This window comes from Anoxybacillus suryakundensis (assembly GCF_001418025.1).
GTDB classification, from domain to species: Bacteria; Bacillota; Bacilli; order Bacillales; family Anoxybacillaceae; genus Anoxybacillus; species Anoxybacillus tengchongensis.
This window is the reverse complement of record NZ_LIOK01000007.1, coordinates 118,052-140,400: the sequence shown is the minus strand read 5'-3', so window position 1 is coordinate 140,400 and position 22,349 is coordinate 118,052. Positions and strand designations below refer to the sequence as shown.

24 protein-coding genes are annotated in these 22,349 nt (G+C 42.8%); all 24 read left to right on the top strand.

Annotated features, from left to right (window positions below; all coding sequences use genetic code 11):
* Position 1: 1 nt before the first annotated feature.
* Positions 2-739 (top strand): 3-oxoacyl-[acyl-carrier-protein] reductase, encoded by a 738-nt coding sequence (gene fabG / locus ASC42_RS07155; protein ID WP_032099749.1) that lies wholly within the window; start codon positions 2-4, stop codon positions 737-739.
* Positions 740-797: 58 nt separating this feature from the next.
* Positions 798-1,034: an acyl carrier protein gene (acpP, locus tag ASC42_RS07150; RefSeq protein WP_055441167.1), complete on the top strand. Its 237-nt coding sequence runs from the start codon at positions 798-800 to the stop codon at positions 1,032-1,034.
* A 69-nt stretch (positions 1,035-1,103) separates the two neighbouring features.
* A complete protein-coding gene (rnc, locus tag ASC42_RS07145; RefSeq protein ID WP_032099748.1) occupies positions 1,104-1,820 on the top strand; it encodes a ribonuclease III in 717 nt (238 codons plus the stop codon).
* 58 nt (positions 1,821-1,878) lie between these two features.
* Positions 1,879-5,439 (top strand): chromosome segregation protein SMC, encoded by a 3,561-nt coding sequence (gene smc, locus ASC42_RS07140; RefSeq protein ID WP_055441166.1) that lies wholly within the window; start codon positions 1,879-1,881, stop codon positions 5,437-5,439.
* A 6-nt stretch (positions 5,440-5,445) separates the two neighbouring features.
* Positions 5,446-6,444 (top strand): signal recognition particle-docking protein FtsY, encoded by a 999-nt coding sequence (gene ftsY, locus ASC42_RS07135; protein WP_055441165.1) that lies wholly within the window; start codon positions 5,446-5,448, stop codon positions 6,442-6,444.
* Positions 6,445-6,515: 71 nt separating this feature from the next.
* The gene (locus tag ASC42_RS07130) at positions 6,516-6,848 is read left to right on the top strand and encodes a putative DNA-binding protein (RefSeq protein WP_055441164.1); all 333 of its coding nucleotides are present in this window, start codon (positions 6,516-6,518) and stop codon (positions 6,846-6,848) included.
* A 12-nt stretch (positions 6,849-6,860) separates the two neighbouring features.
* Positions 6,861-8,201 carry a signal recognition particle protein gene (gene ffh / locus ASC42_RS07125; protein WP_055441163.1) on the top strand — a complete coding sequence of 447 codons (1,341 nt, stop codon included), beginning with the start codon at positions 6,861-6,863 and terminating at the stop codon, positions 8,199-8,201.
* Positions 8,202-8,296: 95 nt separating this feature from the next.
* Complete coding sequence (rpsP, locus tag ASC42_RS07120) at positions 8,297-8,569, top strand: 30S ribosomal protein S16 (protein WP_004891099.1); 273 nt, start codon at positions 8,297-8,299, stop codon at positions 8,567-8,569.
* A gap of 3 nt (positions 8,570-8,572) precedes the next feature.
* Entirely contained in the window at positions 8,573-8,800 is a 228-nt protein-coding gene (locus tag ASC42_RS07115; protein WP_032099744.1) for a KH domain-containing protein, read from the top strand.
* 48 nt (positions 8,801-8,848) lie between these two features.
* On the top strand, positions 8,849-9,232 hold the full coding sequence (locus ASC42_RS07110; RefSeq protein WP_055441162.1) for a YlqD family protein: 384 nt from the start codon (positions 8,849-8,851) through the stop codon (positions 9,230-9,232).
* Complete coding sequence (gene rimM, locus ASC42_RS07105) at positions 9,232-9,753, top strand: ribosome maturation factor RimM (RefSeq protein ID WP_280790527.1); 522 nt, start codon at positions 9,232-9,234, stop codon at positions 9,751-9,753. Before ASC42_RS07110 ends, rimM begins: the two co-directional genes overlap by 1 nt.
* Positions 9,750-10,487 carry a tRNA (guanosine(37)-N1)-methyltransferase TrmD gene (gene trmD / locus ASC42_RS07100; RefSeq protein WP_055441160.1) on the top strand — a complete coding sequence of 246 codons (738 nt, stop codon included), beginning with the start codon at positions 9,750-9,752 and terminating at the stop codon, positions 10,485-10,487. Before rimM ends, trmD begins: the two co-directional genes overlap by 4 nt.
* A 125-nt stretch (positions 10,488-10,612) precedes the next feature.
* Complete coding sequence (gene rplS / locus ASC42_RS07095; protein WP_003394943.1) at positions 10,613-10,957, top strand: 50S ribosomal protein L19; 345 nt, start codon at positions 10,613-10,615, stop codon at positions 10,955-10,957.
* Positions 10,958-11,029: 72 nt separating this feature from the next.
* Complete coding sequence (gene lepB, locus ASC42_RS07090) at positions 11,030-11,581, top strand: signal peptidase I (protein WP_055441159.1); 552 nt, start codon at positions 11,030-11,032, stop codon at positions 11,579-11,581.
* 14 nt (positions 11,582-11,595) lie between these two features.
* Entirely contained in the window at positions 11,596-12,450 is an 855-nt protein-coding gene (gene ylqF, locus ASC42_RS07085; RefSeq protein WP_209424230.1) for a ribosome biogenesis GTPase YlqF, read from the top strand.
* A 60-nt stretch (positions 12,451-12,510) separates the two neighbouring features.
* The gene (locus ASC42_RS07080; RefSeq protein ID WP_280790526.1) at positions 12,511-13,287 is read left to right on the top strand and encodes a ribonuclease HII; all 777 of its coding nucleotides are present in this window, start codon (positions 12,511-12,513) and stop codon (positions 13,285-13,287) included.
* Position 13,288: 1 nt separating this feature from the next.
* Positions 13,289-14,455: a hypothetical protein gene (locus ASC42_RS07075; protein ID WP_055441157.1), complete on the top strand. Its 1,167-nt coding sequence runs from the start codon at positions 13,289-13,291 to the stop codon at positions 14,453-14,455.
* Positions 14,452-14,718 carry an EscU/YscU/HrcU family type III secretion system export apparatus switch protein gene (locus ASC42_RS07070; RefSeq protein ID WP_055441156.1) on the top strand — a complete coding sequence of 89 codons (267 nt, stop codon included), beginning with the start codon at positions 14,452-14,454 and terminating at the stop codon, positions 14,716-14,718. Before ASC42_RS07075 ends, ASC42_RS07070 begins: the two co-directional genes overlap by 4 nt.
* 118 nt (positions 14,719-14,836) lie before the next feature.
* On the top strand, positions 14,837-15,997 hold the full coding sequence (gene sucC / locus ASC42_RS07065; protein ID WP_009732872.1) for an ADP-forming succinate--CoA ligase subunit beta: 1,161 nt from the start codon (positions 14,837-14,839) through the stop codon (positions 15,995-15,997).
* A 19-nt stretch (positions 15,998-16,016) separates the two neighbouring features.
* Entirely contained in the window at positions 16,017-16,919 is a 903-nt protein-coding gene (sucD, locus tag ASC42_RS07060; RefSeq protein WP_055441155.1) for a succinate--CoA ligase subunit alpha, read from the top strand.
* A 60-nt stretch (positions 16,920-16,979) separates the two neighbouring features.
* Complete coding sequence (gene dprA / locus ASC42_RS07055) at positions 16,980-17,867, top strand: DNA-processing protein DprA (protein ID WP_055441154.1); 888 nt, start codon at positions 16,980-16,982, stop codon at positions 17,865-17,867.
* Between the two features lie 104 nt (positions 17,868-17,971).
* Positions 17,972-20,041 (top strand): type I DNA topoisomerase, encoded by a 2,070-nt coding sequence (gene topA, locus ASC42_RS07050; protein ID WP_055441153.1) that lies wholly within the window; start codon positions 17,972-17,974, stop codon positions 20,039-20,041.
* A gap of 46 nt (positions 20,042-20,087) precedes the next feature.
* Entirely contained in the window at positions 20,088-21,386 is a 1,299-nt protein-coding gene (gene trmFO, locus ASC42_RS07045) for an FADH(2)-oxidizing methylenetetrahydrofolate--tRNA-(uracil(54)-C(5))-methyltransferase TrmFO (protein ID WP_055441152.1), read from the top strand.
* A gap of 60 nt (positions 21,387-21,446) precedes the next feature.
* On the top strand, positions 21,447-22,349 hold the full coding sequence (gene xerC, locus ASC42_RS07040) for a tyrosine recombinase XerC (protein WP_055441151.1): 903 nt from the start codon (positions 21,447-21,449) through the stop codon (positions 22,347-22,349).

Sequence of the window (22,349 nt, the reverse complement as noted above, 5' to 3'; positions counted from 1 at the left end):
GATGGAAGGAAAAGTAGCGATTGTGACAGGAGCGTCACGTGGCATTGGGCGCGAAATTGCTTTGCATCTCGCTCGTCTTGGCGCAAAAGTAGCGGTCAATTATGCGGGAAGTGAAACGAAAGCAAATGAAGTTGTCGCTCAAATTGTCGAGCATGGTGGCGAAGCGTTCGCTGTACAGGCGGATGTCGCAAACAGCGAAGCGGTCGAGCGCATGGTGAAAGAAGTGCTTGAGCGTTGGGGGCGCGTCGATATTTTAGTTAACAATGCAGGCATTACGCGCGACAACTTGCTTATGCGCATGAAAGAAGAAGAATGGGATGCGGTCATTAATACGAACTTAAAAGGTGTCTTTTTATGTACAAAAGCGGTGACGCGTCCAATGATGAAACAACGATACGGTCGAATTGTAAACGTGGCGTCCATTGTCGGCGTAAGCGGTAATCCTGGGCAAGCAAACTATGTTGCTGCAAAAGCAGGTGTCATCGGGCTAACAAAAACAGCCGCAAAAGAGCTTGCGAGCCGAAACATTACGGTAAATGCCGTTGCGCCTGGATTTATTACGACAGATATGACCGATCAATTAAGCGAAGATGTGCGCCAAGCGATGCTGCAACAAATTCCGCTCGCTCGCTTTGGAAATCCACAAGATATTGCGCATGTCGTAGCGTTTCTCGTCTCAGATGGGGCAAGCTATATGACAGGGCAAACGATTCATGTTGATGGCGGCATGGTCATGTAAAAATTCGTTTTATTTTCTGATATAATTCAGTATAATGACTTGAGGGGAGGTGAATAAAATGGCAGATGTGTTCGAGCGTGTAACGAAAATTATTGTTGATCGCCTTGGTGTTGAGGAGTCACAAGTAACGCTTGAATCTTCATTTAAAGAAGATTTAGGAGCAGATTCGCTTGATGTCGTTGAGCTTGTTATGGAATTAGAAGATGAATTTGATATGGAAATTTCAGATGAAGAGGCGGAGAAAATTGTTACTGTCGGTGACGCAGTAAACTACATAAAAAGCCGTCTATCATAATAAGTAAAGTCCCGTTTTGTAAGCGGGGCTTTCTATGCTTTTTACGTTTATAGTTGGGGGTTCATATGCATGTCGAAGCAACGACCGTACGTGAAATTTAAACAGTTTCAAGAACAAATCGGCATTTTTTTTCGCAATGAGAAATTGCTTATTCAAGCATTTACCCATTCATCATATGTGAATGAGCATCGGAAGCGGCTACATGAAGATAATGAGCGCCTTGAATTTTTAGGAGATGCTGTTCTTGAATTGACCGTTTCTCAATATTTATTTGAACAGTTTCCACAAATGAGCGAAGGGGAGCTAACGAAATTGCGCGCAGCGATTGTTTGTGAACCATCGCTCGTTACGTTCGCTCATGCGTTATCGTTTGGCGATCTCGTCTTGCTCGGAAAAGGAGAAGAGCTAACAGGAGGGCGCATGCGTCCGTCGTTGTTAGCGGACGTGTTTGAAGCGTTTATCGGGGCACTTTATTTAGATCAAGGGATTGAAGCAGTCGTACAATTTTTAGAGAAAACGATGTTCCCGAAAATTCGCCAAGGTGCTTTTTCTCATGTGATGGATTACAAAAGTCAACTGCAAGAACTTGTACAACGTGATGGCAGCGGAGTTTTAGAATATAAAATTTTACAAGAAAAAGGTCCTGCCCATAATAAAGAATTCGTATCGCGCGTATCGTTAAATGGCGAAGAGCTTGGCATTGGAGTCGGGCGCTCGAAAAAAGAGGCAGAGCAACGCGCCGCACAAATGGCATTAGCTAAGCTAAAACAATTACAACAAGGCTGATCCGGTGCGAAAGGACAGCCTTGTTTACTGTCACATCTTTAGATAAAGGGGGATATATGTGTTCCTCAAACGTTTAGAAGCTATCGGATTTAAATCTTTTGCAGATCGCATTTCTATCGACTTTGTTCCGGGTATGACGGCAATTGTCGGTCCGAACGGAAGCGGGAAAAGCAACATTACAGATGCGATTCGTTGGGTGCTCGGGGAACAATCGGCGAAGTCGCTTCGCGGAGCAAAAATGGAAGACGTCATCTTCTCAGGAAGTGAATCGCGAAAACCGTTAAATGTCGCTGAAGTGACGCTAACGCTCGACAATAGCGATCAATTTTTGCCGCTCGAATACGAAGAAGTAAGCGTCACAAGACGCGTCTATCGCTCAGGCGATAGTGAATTTTTTATTAACAAGCAACCTTGTCGCTTAAAAGATATTGTCGATTTGTTTATGGATTCAGGTGTCGGACGCGAAGCTTTCTCAATCATTAGCCAAGGAAAAGTAGAAGAAATTTTAAGTAGTAAAGCAGAAGATCGGCGCATGATTTTTGAAGATGCGGCAGGTGTGTTAAAATATAAAATGAGGAAAAAAAAGGCTGAACACAAGCTGAGTGAAACAGAAGATCATTTGCAGCGCGTGCAAGATATTTTACATGAATTAAACCAACAGCTTGAGCCGTTGAAACAACAAGCGTCGATTGCGAAAGAATATATTGAGAAAAAAGAACAATTACAGACGTATGAAGTCGGCTTAATCGTCTATGAAATTGAACAGCTACATGAAAAGTGGGAAGCGCTTAAAGCACAACTCGCTTTACATGAACAAAACGAGATGGAACTAGCGACAACGTTACAGAAAGAAGAAGCACATATCGCTCAGTTGCGCCATGAACTGACAGCGCTTGATGAATCGATTGACGGCTTACAACAAGTGTTATTGCTTGTGAGTGAAGGGCTCGAAAAAATGGAAGGGAAAAAACAATTATTAAAAGAGCGAAAAAACAATGCTCATAAGCAACAACAACAAATCGAACAGACGATCGCGCAACTTGCTGAGCGCGAACGCATACTGGAAGCGACGATTGCCGAAAAAAAGAAGTTGCTTCAACAGCTTCAAACAGATGTGCGGATGCTTCAAACACAATTAAAAGAACAAAATAATGTCCTTTCCGCTTACGGTCCAAAAGCGGAGGCGGAAATTGAGCGATTAAAAAGCGAATATATTGATCTCGTTCATGAGCAAGCGACGTTAAAAAATGAACGGATGCATATCGAGACACAGCTACAAAAAAACGAAGAAAAACAACGGCAACTCATCGCTGCAAACGATGAACATATTCAAGCATACGAGCACATCGTCGAACAATGGGAGCAAAAACAACAACTCATTCAAAAACTACAAGAGCGCATCAATAAGCAAGAACAAACGCTTCAAGCAGAAGAACACCAATTAACGATGCGAAAAGAACAATATCGCAAAAAAGAAGTAACGTTATACGAAGCATATCAATATGTACAAAAAATAAAATCAAAAAAAGAAATGCTTGAAGCGATGCAACAAGAGTACGCCGGATTTTTCCAAGGCGTAAAAGAAGTGTTAAAAGCGAAAGATCGCCTCTTAGGCATTCATGGAGCAGTCGTTGAGCTGATGACGGTGCCTTCAGAGCTAGAGACAGCGATCGAAGTAGCGCTTGGAGGAGCTGCGCAACATATTGTTGTGGAAAATGAACAAAGCGCTCGCGCAGCCATTCAATTTTTAAAGCAAAATAAATATGGGCGGGCGACATTTTTGCCGCTCAACGTCATTCAACGAAAAACGCTTCCTTCATCGGTGCGTGCGGACATTGCCAAACATCCAGCTTACGTGGGTGTCGCTTCCGATTTAATTTCATATGACGCAACGTACGAACAAATTATGACAAACATTCTTGGAACGGTCATTATTACACGCGATTTAAAAGGGGCAAATGAGCTTGCACGCCAATTGCAATATCGTTACCGTCTCGTCACGCTTGAAGGAGACGTTGTGAATCCTGGTGGAGCGATGACGGGGGGAACGGTAAATAAACAGACAAGTTCGTTATTAAGTCGTGCCCGTGAGCTAGAAGAAGTGATAGCAAACTGGCGCGATGCTGAGCGAAAAACGCTAGAGCTTGAACAGCTCGTGCAACGCGAAAAAGAAGCGATTGCAAAGGCTGAGCAAAAACGAACAGCGCTTTATACCGAACTAGAAGCGAGCCGTATGGCGCTACAAGAAGAAAAAAGCGCATGGATGGAACTCGATCTTCACAAAAAGCATATGGACGAGCGACTCGCTGTATATCGTTATGAACGACAAACGCTTGAAGAAGAAAAGCAAGAGCTTACTGCTCGCCTTCATCATGTTGTGCAATTGCTTGAGACGCTCGAGCAAAAAATTGCCGACATTGACGAACAAGTCAAGCAATGGACAGAGAAAAAACAAATCGAGCAACAATCGAAAGAACAAATGCAAGAACAGCTTACCGCTTTGAAAGTGGCGCTCGCCGAAAAGCAAGAACATGTGAGAAACGAAGAGCAACACGTGCGCCGACTCATCGAAGAATGGGAAGAAACAAAGCGAACTCGTGCACAAATGGAGCATGAGCGCAACCAACTTCTCTATCATATGAATGAACAAACGGAAGATGAGCAACAACTCGAACGAATATGCGAAGAAAAAATGAAGCAAAAAGAAGAAACGATTCAGCTCATCGCAAGCCGACGTGAACAGCGACTAGACTATCAAACGAAGCTTGAACAGTTCGAAAAAGAAATAAAAGAATTGAAACGTCAACATAAACAACTAACCGATACGTTAAAAGACGAAGAAGTGAAGCTCGCTCGCTTTGATATGGAGCTTGATCACCTGCTAAACAAACTTCGCGAAGAATATAAATTGTCATTTGAAGCTGCAAAAGAAGCGTTTCCACTAACAATTCCAGCGCAAGAAGCGCGGAAAAAAGTAAAACTCATTCAACTCGCCATCGACGAGCTTGGAACGGTCAACCTTGGAGCGATTGAGGAATATGAACGAGTGTCAGAGCGTCATCGCTTTTTAACGGAACAAAAAGAAGATTTACAGCGAGCGAAAGATACATTGTATCAAGTCATTGACGAAATGGACGATGAAATGAAACGAAGATTTGCGACGACGTTTGAACAAATTCGCGCTCAATTTGCTCGTGTGTTCGTCGAATTGTTTGGAGGAGGCAAGGCGGATTTGCAACTGACGGATCCGAGCGACTTGCTTCATACCGGCGTCGATATTGTTGCCCAACCGCCAGGAAAAAAACTACAACATTTAAGCTTATTATCAGGCGGTGAGCGGGCGTTGACGGCGATTGCTCTTTTATTTGCTATTTTAAACGTTCGCCCTGTTCCGTTTTGCGTGCTCGATGAAGTAGAAGCCGCACTCGATGAAGCAAACGTGCAACGATATGCGAAATATTTGAAAAAATTTAGCAGCGAAACGCAATTTATCGTCATTACGCATCGAAAAGGAACGATGGAAGAAGCGGATGTACTATACGGAGTAACGATGCAACAATCAGGTGTATCGAAACTTGTTTCCGTTCGACTCGAAGAAGCAGCTGAAAGGAAAGGATGAAAAACGATGAGCTTTTTTAAAAAATTAAAAGAAAAAATTGCAAAACAAGCGGATACCGTAACGGAAAAGTTTAAGCGCGGCTTAGAAAAAACGCGCGACTCATTCGCTGGAAAAGTAAATGATTTAATCGCTCGTTATCGGAAAGTGGACGACGAGTTTTTTGAAGAGCTAGAAGAAATTTTAATTGCTTCAGACGTCGGTGTTGCAACGGTGATGGATTTTATTGATGAGTTGAAAATGGAAGTAAAACGCCGCAACATTCAAGATCCAAAAGAAATGTATAGCGTCATTTCCGAAAAACTCATTGACATATATCAAGCAAGCGGGGACGAAACGACAGAACTAAACATTCAGCCAAACGGTTTAACGGTCATTTTATTCGTCGGTGTCAACGGTGTCGGAAAAACAACGACAATTGGAAAGTTGGCATACAAATTAAAAAACGAAGGAAAAAAAGTGATGCTTGCTGCAGGCGATACGTTCCGTGCCGGTGCGATTGAACAGCTTGAAGTATGGGGCGAGCGCGTTGGCGTCGAAGTGATTAAACAATCGGCAGGCTCAGATCCTGCTGCGGTCATGTACGATGCCATTCAAGCAGCAAAATCACGAAACGTTGACATTTTATTGTGCGACACTGCTGGGCGCTTACAAAATAAAGTGAATTTAATGAAAGAGCTAGAAAAAGTGAAGCGCGTCATTGAACGGGAAGTGCCGGGCGCACCGCATGAAGTGTTGCTTGTGTTAGATGCAACGACAGGACAAAATGCGATGAGCCAGGCGAAAACGTTTAAAGAAGCAACGAACGTTACCGGCATTGTGCTCACGAAATTAGATGGAACAGCCAAAGGTGGCATTGTGTTAGCGATCCGCCATGAGTTAAACATTCCGGTGAAGTTTGTTGGTTTAGGAGAAAAAATGGACGACTTAGAGCCGTTTAACGCTGAACAATTCGTGTACGGATTATTTTCAACGTTTATGGAACGAGAAGAGACGCAAGGAGAATGACTTGACAGCATCGGCTAAAACATATACACTAAAGTCATGTAAAGGCGTTTCACTTAACAGGGGGGAGTTTCATGCTAGAAAAAACAACGAGAATGAACTATTTATACGATTTTTATCAATCGTTGTTGACGCCGAAGCAACGGAACTATATGTCCCTTTATTACTTAGACGATTACTCCCTCGGTGAAATTGCCGAAGAGTACGAAGTGAGTCGTCAAGCTGTATATGATAACATTAAACGAACGGAAGCGATGCTAGAAGATTATGAGCAAAAGCTATTGCTCTTTCAAAAGTTTCAGCAACGGCACAAGCTATTACATCGATTAAAAGCGCATATAGCCGAACGCTATCCGAACGATGAAGAGTTGATGAGGATCGTTGTGGAGTTGGAGAAATTAGAGTAGGGGGCGGTAACGATGGCATTTGAAGGATTGGCCGACCGTCTGCAACATGTCATGAATAAAATTCGTGGCAAAGGCAAAGTCACGGAAGCCGATGTAAAGGAAATGATGCGCGAAGTGCGGCTAGCGCTATTAGAAGCGGATGTCAATTTTAAAGTCGTCAAAGACTTTGTAAAAAAAGTAAGCGAGCGAGCTATCGGACAAGAGGTAATGAAAAGCTTAACCCCAGGACAGCAAGTCATTAAAGTCGTGAAAGAAGAATTGACGGAGCTGATGGGGGGAGAAAACAGCAAAATTGCCGTAGCGAGCCGTCCGCCAACGGTCGTTATGATGGTCGGTTTGCAAGGGGCAGGGAAAACGACAACGACGGGGAAATTAGCAAACTTATTGCGCAAAAAACATAACCGTAAACCGTTGCTCGTCGCAGCTGACATTTATCGCCCAGCAGCGATCAAGCAGCTTGAGACGTTAGGCAAACAGCTGAACATTCCTGTGTTTTCGCTTGGCGATCAAGTGAGCCCGATTGAAATTGCTAAGCAAGCAATCGCAAAAGCAAAAGAAGAACATCATGATTACGTATTAATCGATACCGCAGGGCGATTGCACATTGACGAAGCGCTCATGGACGAATTAAAACAAATCAAAGAAGTGACGAAACCCGATGAAATTTTCCTCGTCGTCGATGCGATGACAGGACAAGATGCGGTCAACGTCGCGCAAAGCTTTAACGAACAGCTTGGGCTAACGGGCGTCATTTTGACAAAACTCGACGGTGATACGCGCGGCGGAGCAGCATTATCGATTAAAGCAGTCACGAACACGCCAATTAAATTTGTCGGTATGGGCGAAAAACTCGATGCGCTTGAGCCGTTTCATCCGGAGCGGATGGCATCGCGTATTTTAGGGATGGGCGATGTGTTGACGCTCATCGAGAAAGCGCAAGCGGCCGTCGATGAAGAAAAAGCAAAAGAGCTCGAGCAAAAAATGCGCACCGCATCATTTACACTTGACGACTTTTTAGAACAGCTTGGGCAAGTGCGTAAACTCGGCCCGCTCGATGAAATTTTAAAAATGCTTCCGGGTGCAAACAAAGTAAAAGGCTTAAACAACTTACAAATTGACGAAAAACAAATTAGCCGCGTTGAAGCGATCATTCGTTCGATGACAAAAGAAGAAAAAATGAATCCAGACATCATTAACTCAAGTCGCAAAAAGCGAATTGCCAAAGGAAGCGGAACGACAGTTCAAGACGTCAATCGGTTGTTAAAACAGTTTGACGAAATGAAAAAAATGATGAAAATGATGACAACAATGCCAAAAGGGAAAAAGAAAGGATTCCGCTTCCCGTTCATGTAAACAAAATAACGGTGTTAAGAAAAAACACTTTACAAACAAAACGTTTATTGCTAATATACTATCTTGTGTGAAATATTTTCGGAGGTGCTATGATCATGGCAGTAAAAATTCGTTTAAAACGTATGGGTGCAAAAAAATCACCATTCTATCGTATCGTTGTTGCAGACTCTCGTTCTCCACGTGACGGTCGTTTCATCGAAACAATCGGCACATACAATCCGTTAACAGAGCCTGCAGAAATTAAAATTAACGAAGAACTTGCATTAAAATGGTTGCAAAACGGTGCAAAACCATCTGACACGGTGCGCAACTTGCTTTCAAAACAAGGAATTTTAGAAAAATTCCACAACTTAAAGTACGGAAAGTAATATATGAAGACGTTGCTTGAGACAATTGTTCGGTCACTTGTCGATCATCCGGAATGCGTCGTCATTCGCGAAACGGAACAACAACAGTCGATCACATATGCGATTGCGCTTCACCAAGAAGACGTTGGAAAAGTGATCGGAAAAAACGGGCGAATGATTCAAGCCATTCGCACCGTTGTTCAAGCAGCAAATGAGTCGAAGAAGCGAATAGACGTACGCATCGAAGAGTAAGGGAGAGGGAGACACCTCCCCTTTTTTCGTTCAGAAAGGCGGTGCGCCATGAAAATCATTCAAACGATTGAAGTGAAGCAACGATTGACAGAAAAAAGCAAGCAACAACTTATGCAACAATTTACAAAACAAAAACAGCAACTTGAACAACAATGTGAACAGCTCATCTTTGAACAAAAACGAATGGAAAAGCAAACATCCTTTCCATCGAAACAAATTAAAGAAAAGTTTGAACGAGAAATGCAAGTTCGCCGTCAAAAAATAGCGGAACTTGATTTCCTGCTCGAACAATTGCGCATATTACCGATAGGGAGCGAAATAAAAGAACGAGAGGTAGAGGCGATCATCGACATTCATATCGGTGCGCGTTGGACGCCTCAAAAAACGATTGTTATTGAAGATGGAATCGTTGTCGATATACGCGAGGAGTGATCGTTGTGAAATGGTTTCATGTCGGAAAAATTGTCAATACGCATGGCATTCGCGGTGAAGTGCGCGTCATTTCACGCACAGATTTTGCAGAAGAGCGGTATAAAGTCGGAAATGTGCTATATATTTTTATGGAAAACAAGCCGCCAATTGAAGTCAAAGTGGCGAGCCATCGGGTTCATAAGACGTTTGATTTATTAACGTTTGAAGGATACGACAACATTAACTTAGTCGAACAGTTTAAAGGGGCAATCATTAAAGTACCAGAAACCCAATTACAACCGCTTAACGAAGGAGAATATTATTTTCACGAAATTATCGGTTGTACAGTCGTGACCGAAGATGGTGAAACGATTGGCGAAGTAAAAGAAATCCTAACACCAGGCGCTAATGACGTATGGGTCGTCAAACGAAAAAAAGGTGGGGATGTGTTAATCCCATACATTGCAGATGTCGTCAAACAAGTCGATGTAGAAAACAAAACGATTACGATTCATGTGATGGAAGGACTGCTTGACGAATGAAAATTGATGTGCTCACCTTATTTCCAACAATGTTTACTGGTGTGTTCAACGAGTCAATTTTAAAGCGCGCACAAGAAAAAGGAGCGGTCACGTTTCAACTCGTCAATTTTCGTGAATTTGCCGATAATAAACATCAAACGGTAGACGACTATCCTTACGGCGGGGGCGCAGGCATGGTATTAAAACCGCAACCGATTTTCGATGCTGTCGATCATTTAACGAAACAAAGCGACCATCGTCCGCGCATTATTTTACTTTGTCCACAAGGTGAACGTTACACGCAAAAAAAAGCAGAGGAACTTGCTAAAGAACAGCATATCATTTTTATTTGCGGACATTATGAAGGCTACGACGAGCGCATTCGTGAGCATCTTGTCACAGACGAAATTTCCATTGGAGATTATGTCTTAACAGGCGGAGAACTCGCAGCGATGGTCGTCATCGACAGCGTTGTTCGTCTGCTTCCTGGTGTGCTTGGCAATGAACATTCGCCCGTACACGATTCGTATAGCTCTGGCTTGCTTGAGCATCCACATTATACACGCCCTGCCGATTTTCGTGGCATGAAAGTACCAGATGTTCTTCTTTCAGGTAATCACCGTTTAATTGAAGAGTGGCGTCAAAAAGAATCGTTGCGCCGCACATGGCTGCGCCGGCCAGACTTGCTGGAGACGTATGAACTAACGGAACAACAAAAAAAATGGATTGAACAATGGGAAAAAAATAAGCGGTAACTCTTGCATCCGGTACATCTTTATGCTAGTATAAACGTTGTGACTTACGTCGCACGTAAAACGATGTTCCGCTGCTATGAACGATAAACATAGGCATGAGCATCTGTTGGAAGGAGATGAAGATGATGCATCATTTAATTCAAGAAATTACAAAAGAACAACTACGTAACGATCTTCCTGAATTCCGCCCTGGTGACACAGTGCGCGTTCACGTGAAAGTTGTTGAAGGAAACCGTGAACGTATCCAAGTATTTGAGGGCGTGGTTATCAAGCGTCGTGGTGGTGGAATTAGCGAAACATTTACAGTTCGTAAAGTATCTTACGGTGTAGGTGTTGAGCGTACATTCCCATTACACACGCCGAAGATTGCTAAATTAGAAGTTGTTCGTCGCGGTAAAGTTCGTCGCGCGAAATTGTATTACTTGCGTCAACTCCGCGGTAAAGCAGCACGCATCAAAGAAATCATCTAACAAACGAAATGATTGCGAGGAGCTTGATCATCAAGCTCCTTTTTCAACATGTATCATATAGGTGGGAGAAGGATGGAAAAACAAAAAAACGAATGGTTTGAATGGTTGAAAGCAATTTTGATTGCCGTAGCGTTAGCAGGAGGCATTCGCTACTTTATTTTTGCCCCGATTATCGTTGAAGGGGAGTCGATGATGCCGACGTTACATAACCAAGACCGGATGATCGTTAATAAAATGGCATACAAAATTGGCGAACCAGAACGATTTGATATTATTGTGTTTCACGCCGAAGAAGGAAAAGATTATATTAAACGCGTCATTGGGTTGCCAGGCGATCGGATCGAATATAAAAACGATACGTTATACGTCAACGGAAAGCCTTACAAAGAACCTTACTTAGATGAGGAGAAAAAACAACTGTTTGATGGCCCATTAACGGAGTCGTTTACACTCGAAGAACTATGGGGACAAAAAACGGTTCCAGAAGGTCATTTATTTGTGCTTGGGGATAATCGTCGGTATAGTAAAGATAGTCGCCATATTGGATTTATTCCGATGGAAAAAGTCGTAGGCAAAACGTCGGTCGTCTATTGGCCTCTTTCTGATGCTCGCATTGTTGAATAACATAATAAAAGTAGGTGGCAACGATGACGATTCAATGGTTCCCTGGCCACATGGCAAAAGCGAAACGGGAAGTAACAGAAAAGCTAAAGCTCATTGATATCGTATTTGAACTAGTGGACGCCCGCATCCCTATTTCATCGCGCAATCCGCTAATTGATGAAATTGTGGCGAACAAACCGCGCATCATGTTATTAAATAAAGCCGATATGGCTGATCCAGACGTCACAAAACAATGGATTGACTTTTTCGCTGCGCAACAAATTGAAGCGCTTCCGATCGACTCACAAAGCGGAACAGGCGTCAAACAAATTGTAGCAGTAGCAAAAGAGCGGTTACGCCCAAAATTTGAAAAAATGCTTGCCAAGGGGATTAAACGTCCACGGGCGATGCGTGCGTTAATTGTCGGCATTCCAAACGTCGGAAAATCAACGCTTATTAACCGACTCGCAGGAAAACATATCGCCAAAACAGGCGATACCCCGGGAGTGACGAAAGCGCAACAATGGATTAAAGTCGGCAAGGAGCTTGAGCTACTCGATACACCAGGGATTTTATGGCCGAAATTTGAAGATGAAGAAGTCGGATTAAAGCTTGCGACGACGGGAGCGATTAAAGATACGATTTTAAATTTGCAAGACGTTGCTGTTTATGCGTTACGTTTTTTAGCTATTTATTATCCCGATCGTTTAAAAGAACGATATGTGCTTTCGCATATTCCAGAGGACATCGTTCAACTATTTGACGAAATCGGAAAAAAGCGTGGCTGTTTAGCTGTCGGTGGCGTCGTCGACTACGATAAAGTCGCTGAGCTTGTGTTGCGCGATATTCGTACAGAAAAATTAGGCCGACTTAGTTTTGACCGCCCGTAAGGTTCGCATAAGCGAGCCTTTATTTTTTTGTTTATTTGTCGATATAAGGTGTAAGGAGTGATGACGGTGAATATACAAGAAATAAAAAAAAGGCTACAAACGATTCACGATGAAACAGATGAATGGTTTCAACAACTATTGCACGATGAACGAAAAGGCGTTCAACGTCTCATTCAACAATGGTATAAGCAAAAAGAAGAAGAAAAACGCGAACGAGAACGTTGTTTGCATATGTTGCAATATGAGCAAGCGTTATACGGCAAAGGGATTCAATACATTGCGGGCATAGATGAAGTAGGGCGGGGGCCATTAGCTGGTCCGGTCGTTGCTGCAGCCGTTATTTTGCCAAAAGACGCATATCTCCCGCATGTAGATGATTCAAAAAAACTATCGGAAACAAAACGTGAACAATTATTTTCTATCATCCAACAAACAGCGCTTGCGATCGGCATTGGCGTTGTCAGCGCTCGCGAAATTGACGAGCTAAACATTTATGAAGCGACGAAAAAAGCGATGGTGCAAGCCGTTCAATCGCTTTCCATCGTTCCAGAACATTTGCTTATCGATGCCATGAGCCTCCCGCTATCGATTCCACAAACATCCATTGTAAAAGGAGATGCACATAGTATATCCATTGCAGCAAGCTCCATTATAGCGAAAGTGACGCGCGATCGCATGATGAAGCAACTAGGTGAAACATATCCGCAATATGGATTTGAACAACATATGGGATACGGAACGAAAGCGCACTTACAAGCGATTGAACGATATGGAGTCATGGAAGAGCATCGTCGTTCGTTTGCCCCGATTCGCGAGCGATTAAAGCGAGGAGAATGAAATGAACGTTCAATGGCTACGCACATTATTTGATGATGCACAAACGATACGTGTACCAAAAGTACCGACGTTTCAAGTTGGCGACATCATCTATGGAAAAATCGAAAAAATAAACGAAGACCGAACAGCGCTCGTTCGGGTTGGAAGTCATACACTTACAGCTGAACTGCAGTCGCCTGTCAAAGAAGGTGGCACATATACGTTTCACGTGCAAAAGACATTTCCGCTTGAGCTGAAAATATTGCCACCTACAGAAAAACTTACAGATGAAGAAAGCGTCATCCGCCATTTTCGTTTACCGATGAATGAGCAAACGAAGGCGCTCATTCGCTGGATGATGGATGAATCATTTTCGTTTAAAAAGCATGACATGGCCCTTATTCGACAATGGTTACAAACAGGTGGCGAAAAGGAAGCTCAAGCAGTCAAATGGCTATTTATGCACAATTTGCCGCTTCGTGATGATGTGTTTCGTGCGTTCGTCACTTTACAGCATGATAAGCCGCTATATGAACAACGGCTTATGCTTGCGGTGCTCATTGATCGCGCTCATCCAAAAGGAACGTTAGCGACACTTTCTTCCTATTTACGCCATATGCCGACGCTTTCTTCTTTTTCGCCTGAACAAATTCATCAACTGTTGGAAAAGACGATGAAACAACAAGAAGAATGGATCGTTTTACTGCAAAAAGCAGCAGAAGAAGCAACAGGTGAGTTAAAAGCGGAGATCACCTCATTACTTGATCGGATGAAAGCATATCAGTTTTTATCAACAAATGACCATTCTCTCCAACATATATTTACTCAATTTCCGTTACTCATCGGGACGCATGCAACTGATGTGACCATTCAATGGCGTGGAAAACAACGAGAAAATGGAAAAATGGATACAGACTATTGTCGCATTTTATTTTATTTGACGATGGCGACGTTAAAAGAAACGATTGTAGACGTTCACATTCAACAACGCATCGTTCATATTTCGATCATCAACGACACGCCCCGTGTAGAATTGTATGCATCTGCCCTTGAGCCGTCACTAAAGGAGAAGCTTGCTGAACATGGATACACGCTTTCTGCTGTTTCCGTTAAACCGCCGATGAACAAGCGAAGCAAACGATTACCTGTTGAACCATTTTCGTATAAAGGAGTGGATTATCGCATATGAAACGAAAGCGAGCCGTTGCTTTATCGTACGACGAACAACATATTGCCCCGGTCGTTGTAGCAAAAGGAGAAGGAATGGTTGCCGACCGCATCATTGAACGGGCGAAACAATATGACATTCCGATTTACGAAGATGAAACACTTGCTGCGATGCTCGGACAACTGCAGTTAAATGAGACGATTCCAGAAGAGCTGTACAAAGTCGTTGCTGAAGTATTTGCATTTATTTATCAAATAGAAAAGAAGGTAGAGGAGCGCTCGTGACCGTCGCTTCTTTTTCTTTTGTTAAAGAATTTTCTGTCTAAATGGTAGACAACTGACAAAGTATCATTATACAATGAAAGCGCTAGTACTTTTATTTTTATACATAGGAGGATGGGGTATGAATATTCATGAGTATCAAGGAAAAGAGATCCTCAGAAGCTACGGAGTGAGCGTACCGAACGGCCGTGTAGCATTTACGGTTGAAGAAGCGGTCGAGGCAGCGAAAGAGCTCGGCAGTAGTGTTTGTGTCGTCAAAGCACAAATTCATGCCGGCGGTCGCGGAAAAGCAGGGGGAGTAAAAGTCGCAAAAAGTTTAGAAGAAGTTCGTACATACGCGAGTGAGCTATTAGGAAAAGTGCTTGTCACACACCAAACAGGTCCAGAAGGAAAAGAAGTGAAGCGCCTTTTAATCGAAGAAGGATGCGACATTAAAAAAGAATATTACATCGGACTTGTTGTCGATCGTGCAACGTCTCGCGTTGTTTTAATGGGATCAGAAGAAGGCGGAACAGAAATTGAAGAAGTCGCAGCAAAAACGCCAGAGAAAATTTTTAAAGAGTACATCGATCCAGCTGTCGGTTTACAAGCGTTTCAAGCGCGTCGCATGGCGTTTAACATCAACATTCCAAAAGAGCTTGTCAATCAAGCGGTCAAATTTATGTTAGGTTTATATCAAGTGTTCGTTGAAAAAGACTGCTCCATTGCTGAAATTAACCCGCTCGTTGTGACGGGCGACGGAAAAGTGATGGCGCTTGATGCAAAGCTCAACTTTGATTCTAACGCGCTATATCGTCATAAAGACATTTTAGAATACCGCGATTTAGATGAAGAAGATCCAAAAGAAATTGAAGCGTCCAAATACGATTTAAACTATATTTCTCTTGACGGAAACATCGGCTGCATGGTAAACGGTGCGGGCTTAGCGATGGCAACAATGGACATTATTAAATATTACGGTGGGGAGCCAGCAAACTTTTTAGACGTTGGTGGCGGTGCGACGACAGAAAAAGTAACAGAAGCGTTTAAAATCATTTTATCTGACCCGAAAGTAAAAGGCATTTTCGTTAACATTTTCGGGGGCATTATGAAATGTGACGTCATTGCAAACGGCATCGTTGAAGCGACAAAACAAGTCGGCTTAAATCTTCCGCTTGTCGTTCGTTTAGAAGGAACGAACGTCGAATTAGGGAAAAAGATTTTAGAACAGTCTGGGCTAAACATTACAGCGGCTGAATCGATGGCAGACGGCGCGCAAAAAATCGTTTCGCTAGTAAGCTAATAGAAGGGATGGGAGAAACGTGAGCGTTTTTGTTAATAAAGAGACGAAAGTAATCGTACAAGGAATTACAGGTTCACAAGGATTGTTCCATACAAAACAAATGATCGAGTACGGCACAAACATCGTCGGCGGGGTGACACCTGGAAAAGGCGGTACAGAAGTAGAAGGTGTGCCTGTGTTTGATACGGTTTCAGAAGCGGTTGAAAAAACGGGAGCGAACGCCTCAGTTATTTACGTTCCACCGGCATTTGCAGCAGATGCGATTATGGAAGCTGTCGATGCAGAAATCGACTTAGTTGTTTGTATTACAGAAGGCATTCCTGTGTTAGATATGGTTAAAGTGAAGCGCTACATGGAAGGCAAGAAAACGCGCTTAATTGGTCCAAACTGCCCTGGTGTCATCACTCCAGAAGAATGCAAAATCGGCATTATGCCAGGTTACATTCATAAAAAAGGTCATGTCGGCATCGTTTCGCGTTCTGGTACGTTAACGTATGAAGCGGTACATCAATTAACACAAGCGGGCATCGGTCAATCGACAGCAGTTGGTATCGGCGGTGACCCAGTCAACGGAACAAACTTCATTGACGTATTAAAAGCGTTTAACGAAGATGAAGACACGTATGCGGTCATTATGATCGGTGAAATTGGTGGAACAGCAGAAGAAGAAGCAGCAGAATGGGTGAAAGCGAACATGACAAAACCGGTTGTCGGCTTTATCGGTGGACAAACAGCGCCTCCAGGAAAGCGTATGGGACACGCTGGTGCGATCATTTCTGGCGGCAAAGGGACAGCCGCAGAAAAAATTCAAACGATGACTGCGTGCGGCATTAAAGTGGCTGAAACGCCGTCTGTGATCGGCGAAACGCTCATTTCTTTACTAAAAGAGCGCGGCTTATACGAAAAATGTAAAACACATTAATCGTCCAATCGTCCTAAGGAACAAGCCTTAGGACGATTTTTATAAAAAAGGAGGAATATAATGTACGATACGGTTCGCGAGCGGCTTATTCATTTACATCATTGTCGAGGCATTGGATGGAAAAGTATCGCACGACTGCTTCATGTTGATCCATCGCTTGCCTCCATTTTTCAACTTCCTTCTCATCAACTCCAACAATTACTGCCGATTTCTCAAAAACATTTCACTGTTTTTTTCCATGATTTGCATTGTCACAAGTTGAAACGTATGATAAAAACATATGAGGAACAAAACATTCATATTGTAACAATAAAGGACGATAGCTACCCGGAGTGGCTAAAACATATATATGATCCACCGTGGGTACTATATGCGAAAGGCAATGTGGCATTGCTTAAGCGAAAAAAAATGATTAGTGTCGTCGGAACAAGAACACCAACTCGGCAAGGAATTACAGCGATGCACATCGTACTCCCGCCACTGATTCAAAACGGTTGGGTCGTTGTGAGCGGGTTAGCCAAAGGCATCGATGCGGAAGCCCATCGGTTATGTTTGAAATACTGTGGTGAGACGATTGGTGTCATTGCTGGTGGACTACATTATATGTACCCACCTGAAAATGAATCATTATTTCGACAATTAGCGACAACGCAATTAATTATTTCCGAATGTCCACCGTTTGTTCGTCCACAAACTTGGCATTTTCCAATGCGCAATCGCATCATTAGCGGTTTATCGCTCGGTACGCTTGTCGTACAAGCGAAAGAGCGAAGCGGTTCTCTTATTACTGCTCATTTTGCGCTCCAACAAGGGAGAGAAGTGTTTGCGATTCCTGGCGACATCACAACAAAAGAGGCGCTTGGGACGAATCGATTAATTCAGCAAGGAGCGAAATTAATACTGTCAAGTGAGGATATTTCGGAAGAATTTCGACACCTTTTTACATGAACGAAAGAAAAAATCGAAAAATGATGTTTGACAAATGAACGAATCATCATTAATAATAATGAAGATTTTACTTTACGAATTACCTCTTGAGGGAGGACAAAATGATGTCAGACTACTTAGTCATTGTAGAGTCGCCAGCAAAGGCGAAAACGATTGAAAGATATTTAGGAAAAAAGTATAAAGTAAAAGCATCGATGGGTCACGTGCGCGATTTGCCGAAAAGCCAAATGGGCGTTGATATACAAAATGATTATGAACCGAAGTATATTACGATTCGTGGAAAAGGCTCCGTGATTAAAGAGCTGAAGGCGGCAGCAAAAAAGGCAAAAAAAGTATTTCTTGCCGCCGACCCGGATCGTGAAGGAGAAGCGATTGCATGGCATTTAGCACATTTACTTGACTTAAATACGGACTCGCCATGTCGTGTCGTATTTAACGAAATTACGAAAGATGCCATTAAACAATCATTCGAACAGCCGCGCGCCATTAATATGCATTTAGTTCACGCTCAACAAGCGCGGCGCGTGCTCGATCGCCTTGTCGGCTACAACATTAGCCCACTGCTTTGGAAAAAAGTTAAAAAAGGATTAAGTGCAGGACGCGTGCAATCTGTTGCCCTTCGCTTAATTATTGATCGAGAAAAAGAAATTCAATCGTTCCAGCCTGAAGAATATTGGACGATTCAAGGAACGTTTGTTAAAGGCAATGATGTATTTGAAGCGCAATTTTATCGCCTTGATAGTGAAACGTTCGATTTAAAAACAGAACAAGATGTCCAACATGTATTAAGCCATATTCAAGGCAATGAATTTGTTGTGACAGCGGTAACGAAAAAAGAGCGAAAGCGCAATCCTGTTGCCCCGTTCATTACATCGTCATTACAACAAGAGGCGGCTCGGAAATTAAATTTTCGCACGAAAAAAACGATGATGGTCGCCCAACAACTATATGAAGGAATTGACCTTGGAAGCGAAGGGACTGTTGGTTTAATTACATATATGCGTACAGACTCGACGCGTATATCAGAAAGCGCTCAACAAGAAGCGATACAGTATATTGAACAGACGTTCGGCACATCATATGTAGCAACAGAAAAAAGAAAAGAAAAACAAAAAGCGAACGCGCAAGATGCGCACGAAGCCATTCGTCCAACGTCCGTTTGGCGTCATCCTAGCGCGATTAAACCGTATGTGACACGCGATCAGTATCAGCTATATAAACTCATTTGGGAGCGCTTTATCGCGAGCCAAATGGCGCCAGCTGTACTGGATACAGTAGCGATCGAACTTTCAAACGGCTCAGTCGTCTTTCGTGCGACAGGTTCGACAGTCAAGTTTCCGGGCTTCATGAAAGTGTATGTCGAAGGAACGGACGATCCGAAAGATGAACAACAGCGACTATTGCCAGATTTTGTGGAAGGAGAGCGCGTGTTTAGCAAAGATATCGAAGGAAAACAACATTTTACGCAGCCCCCACCACGTTATACGGAAGCTCGCCTTGTGAAAACATTAGAAGAGCTTGGCATCGGTCGCCCATCGACGTATGCCCCGACGCTCGATACGATTCAAAAGCGCAATTACGTGACGCTTGAAAATAAGCGATTTGTGCCAACGGAACTTGGCGAAATTGTACTTGATTTAATGATGCAATTTTTTCCGGAAATTTTAGATGTCGAATTTACAGCAAAAATGGAAAAAAACTTAGACGATATCGAAGAAGGAAAAATTGAGTGGGTGCGCATTATTGATGAATTTTATCACGAGTTTGAAAAACGGTTAAAAATTGCTGAAGTAGAAATGGAGAAAGTAGAAATAGCCGATGAATCAGCAGATGTAGATTGTGACGTATGCGGAAGCCCGATGGTATACAAAATGGGGCGGTTCGGAAAGTTTATTGCTTGTTCGAACTTCCCGCAATGTCGCAATACAAAAGCGATCGTCAAAGAAATCGGTGTGAAATGTCCACTTTGTCATGAAGGAAACATCGTTGAACGAAAAAGTAAAAAGAAACGCATGTTTTATGGGTGCGATCGTTTTCCAACATGCGATTTCGTTTCGTGGGATAAACCGATCAGTCGACCGTGTCCAAAGTGCGGCGGCATGCTTGTTGAGAAAAAAGGGAAAAAAAGCGTGCACATTCAATGTACGCAATGTGAATATAACGAACAACAGTAAGGTGAGGCGCATACCCTCACCCATTTTATCGAGGAGGGACTATTGTATGGAAGTAACAGTGATTGGAGCAGGATTAGCAGGAAGTGAAGCTGCATGGCAACTCGCAAAGCGCGGCATTCGTGTAAAATTGTATGAAATGCGTCCGGTTAAACAAACGCCAGCTCATCATACTGATAAATTTGCTGAGCTTGTATGTAGCAACTCTTTGCGAGCAAATACGTTAACGAATGCGGTCGGTGTGTTGAAAGAAGAAATGCGCCGATTAGATTCTGTTATTATGAAAGCAGCGGACTCTTGTTCTGTACCAGCTGGTGGCGCTTTAGCTGTTGACCGTCATGAATTTGCCGCAAAAGTAACAGAAATGGTAGCGAATCATCCGAATGTGACTGTTGTGCGCGAAGAGGTGACAACGATCCCAACAGGTCCGACAATTATTGCGACAGGTCCGTTAACATCGCAGCCCCTTTCCGAGCAACTTCAAGCGTTAACAGGCGAAGAATATTTATATTTTTACGATGCCGCAGCACCAATTGTTGAAAAAGAGAGTATCAATATGGAAAAAGTGTATATAAAATCTCGCTATGACAAAGGCGAAGCGGCGTATATTAACTGTCCGATGACAGAAGAGGAATTTGAGCGGTTTTACGATGCGCTCATTTCTGCTGAAACCGTTCCTTTAAAAGAGTTTGAAAAAGAAATTTATTTTGAAGGGTGCATGCCGATTGAAGTGATGGCACGGCGTGGGAAAAAGACGTTGCTGTTTGGACCGATGAAACCTGTCGGCTTAGAAGATCCGCGTACAGGCAAGCGTCCTTTTGCAGTCGTGCAGCTTCGTCAAGATGATGCCGCTGGAACGTTATATAACATTGTCGGTTTCCAGACCCATTTGAAATGGGGCGCACAAAAAGAAGTCATCCGGCTCATTCCAGGGCTTGAACAAGCAGAAATTGTGCGTTACGGCGTCATGCATCGCAATACGTTTATTAATTCGCCGAAACTATTAAAACCGACGTATCAATATAAGGAAAGGGAAGATTTATTTTTCGCAGGACAAATGACCGGTGTCGAAGGATATGTTGAGTCAGCCGCATCAGGACTTGTGGCAGGGATTAACGCCGCGCATTATGTGCTTGGAAAAGAGCTTGTTGTGTTTCCGCAAGAAACAGCAATCGGCAGCATGGCGCACTATATTACATCAGCGAACCCAAAACATTTTCAACCAATGAACGCGAATTTTGGCTTATTCGCTCCACTTGATGAACCGATCAAAGATAAAAAGAAAAAAAATGAACAATATGCGGAACGAGCATTAAGAACAATTCAGAATTTTTTAAAAAAGTTGTGAAATTCGTTGCAAGAGCTACTAAATTGTGCTACTATTTAGTAGCTCTTATGGGGTGATCGAATGGAAAATGTGAATTTTACGTTAAATTTGTTCGTTGAATATTTACAAATAGAAAAAAATTATTCAGAATATACAATTGCGTGTTATAAGCATGATATTGGTGAATTTTTTGAATTTATGGAGCGCGAACAAATAAAAGGGTTACATGAGGTGTCTTATAGCGACGTTCGCTTGTTTTTAACAGAGCTTCATGAACGAAAGCAATCAAGCCGTTCGATTGCCCGAAAAGTGTCGAGCTTGCGCAGCTTTTACAAATTTTTGTTACGCGAAAAAATCGTTTTAGAAAATCCATTTGCGCTTGCATCGTTGCCGAAAAAAGAACAGAGAATTCCGCATTTTTTGTATCCAGATGAATTAGAACAGCTGTTTGTTGTCAATGATTTAAATACAGCGATCGGTCAACGAAATCAAGCGCTCATTGAACTATTATATGCCACAGGTATTCGTGTAAGTGAATGTTGTAACATTCGCCTGTCGCACATTGATTTTTCTGTATGTACGATTTTAATTTATGGAAAAGGAAATAAACAGCGATATGTCCCGTTTGGTACGTATGCAAAAGAAGCGCTTGAGCGATATATACAAGACGGACGTCAGCAACTAGCAAGTAAAGCGAAGACACCGACTGATATACTTTTTTTAAATGCGCGTGGGGGAGCGTTAACGCCAAGAGGGGTACGTCATATTTTAAACGAGATCGTCGAACAGGCTGCTCTTTCTTTAAAAGTAAGCCCTCATGTGTTTCGTCATACGTTTGCGACACACTTGTTGAATGAAGGGGCTGATTTACGTTCCGTGCAAGAATTGTTAGGTCATGCGCATCTTTCATCAACGCAAGTGTATACACATGTAACGAAAGATCATTTGCGCTATGTTTATTTACATTCCCATCCGCGTGCATAA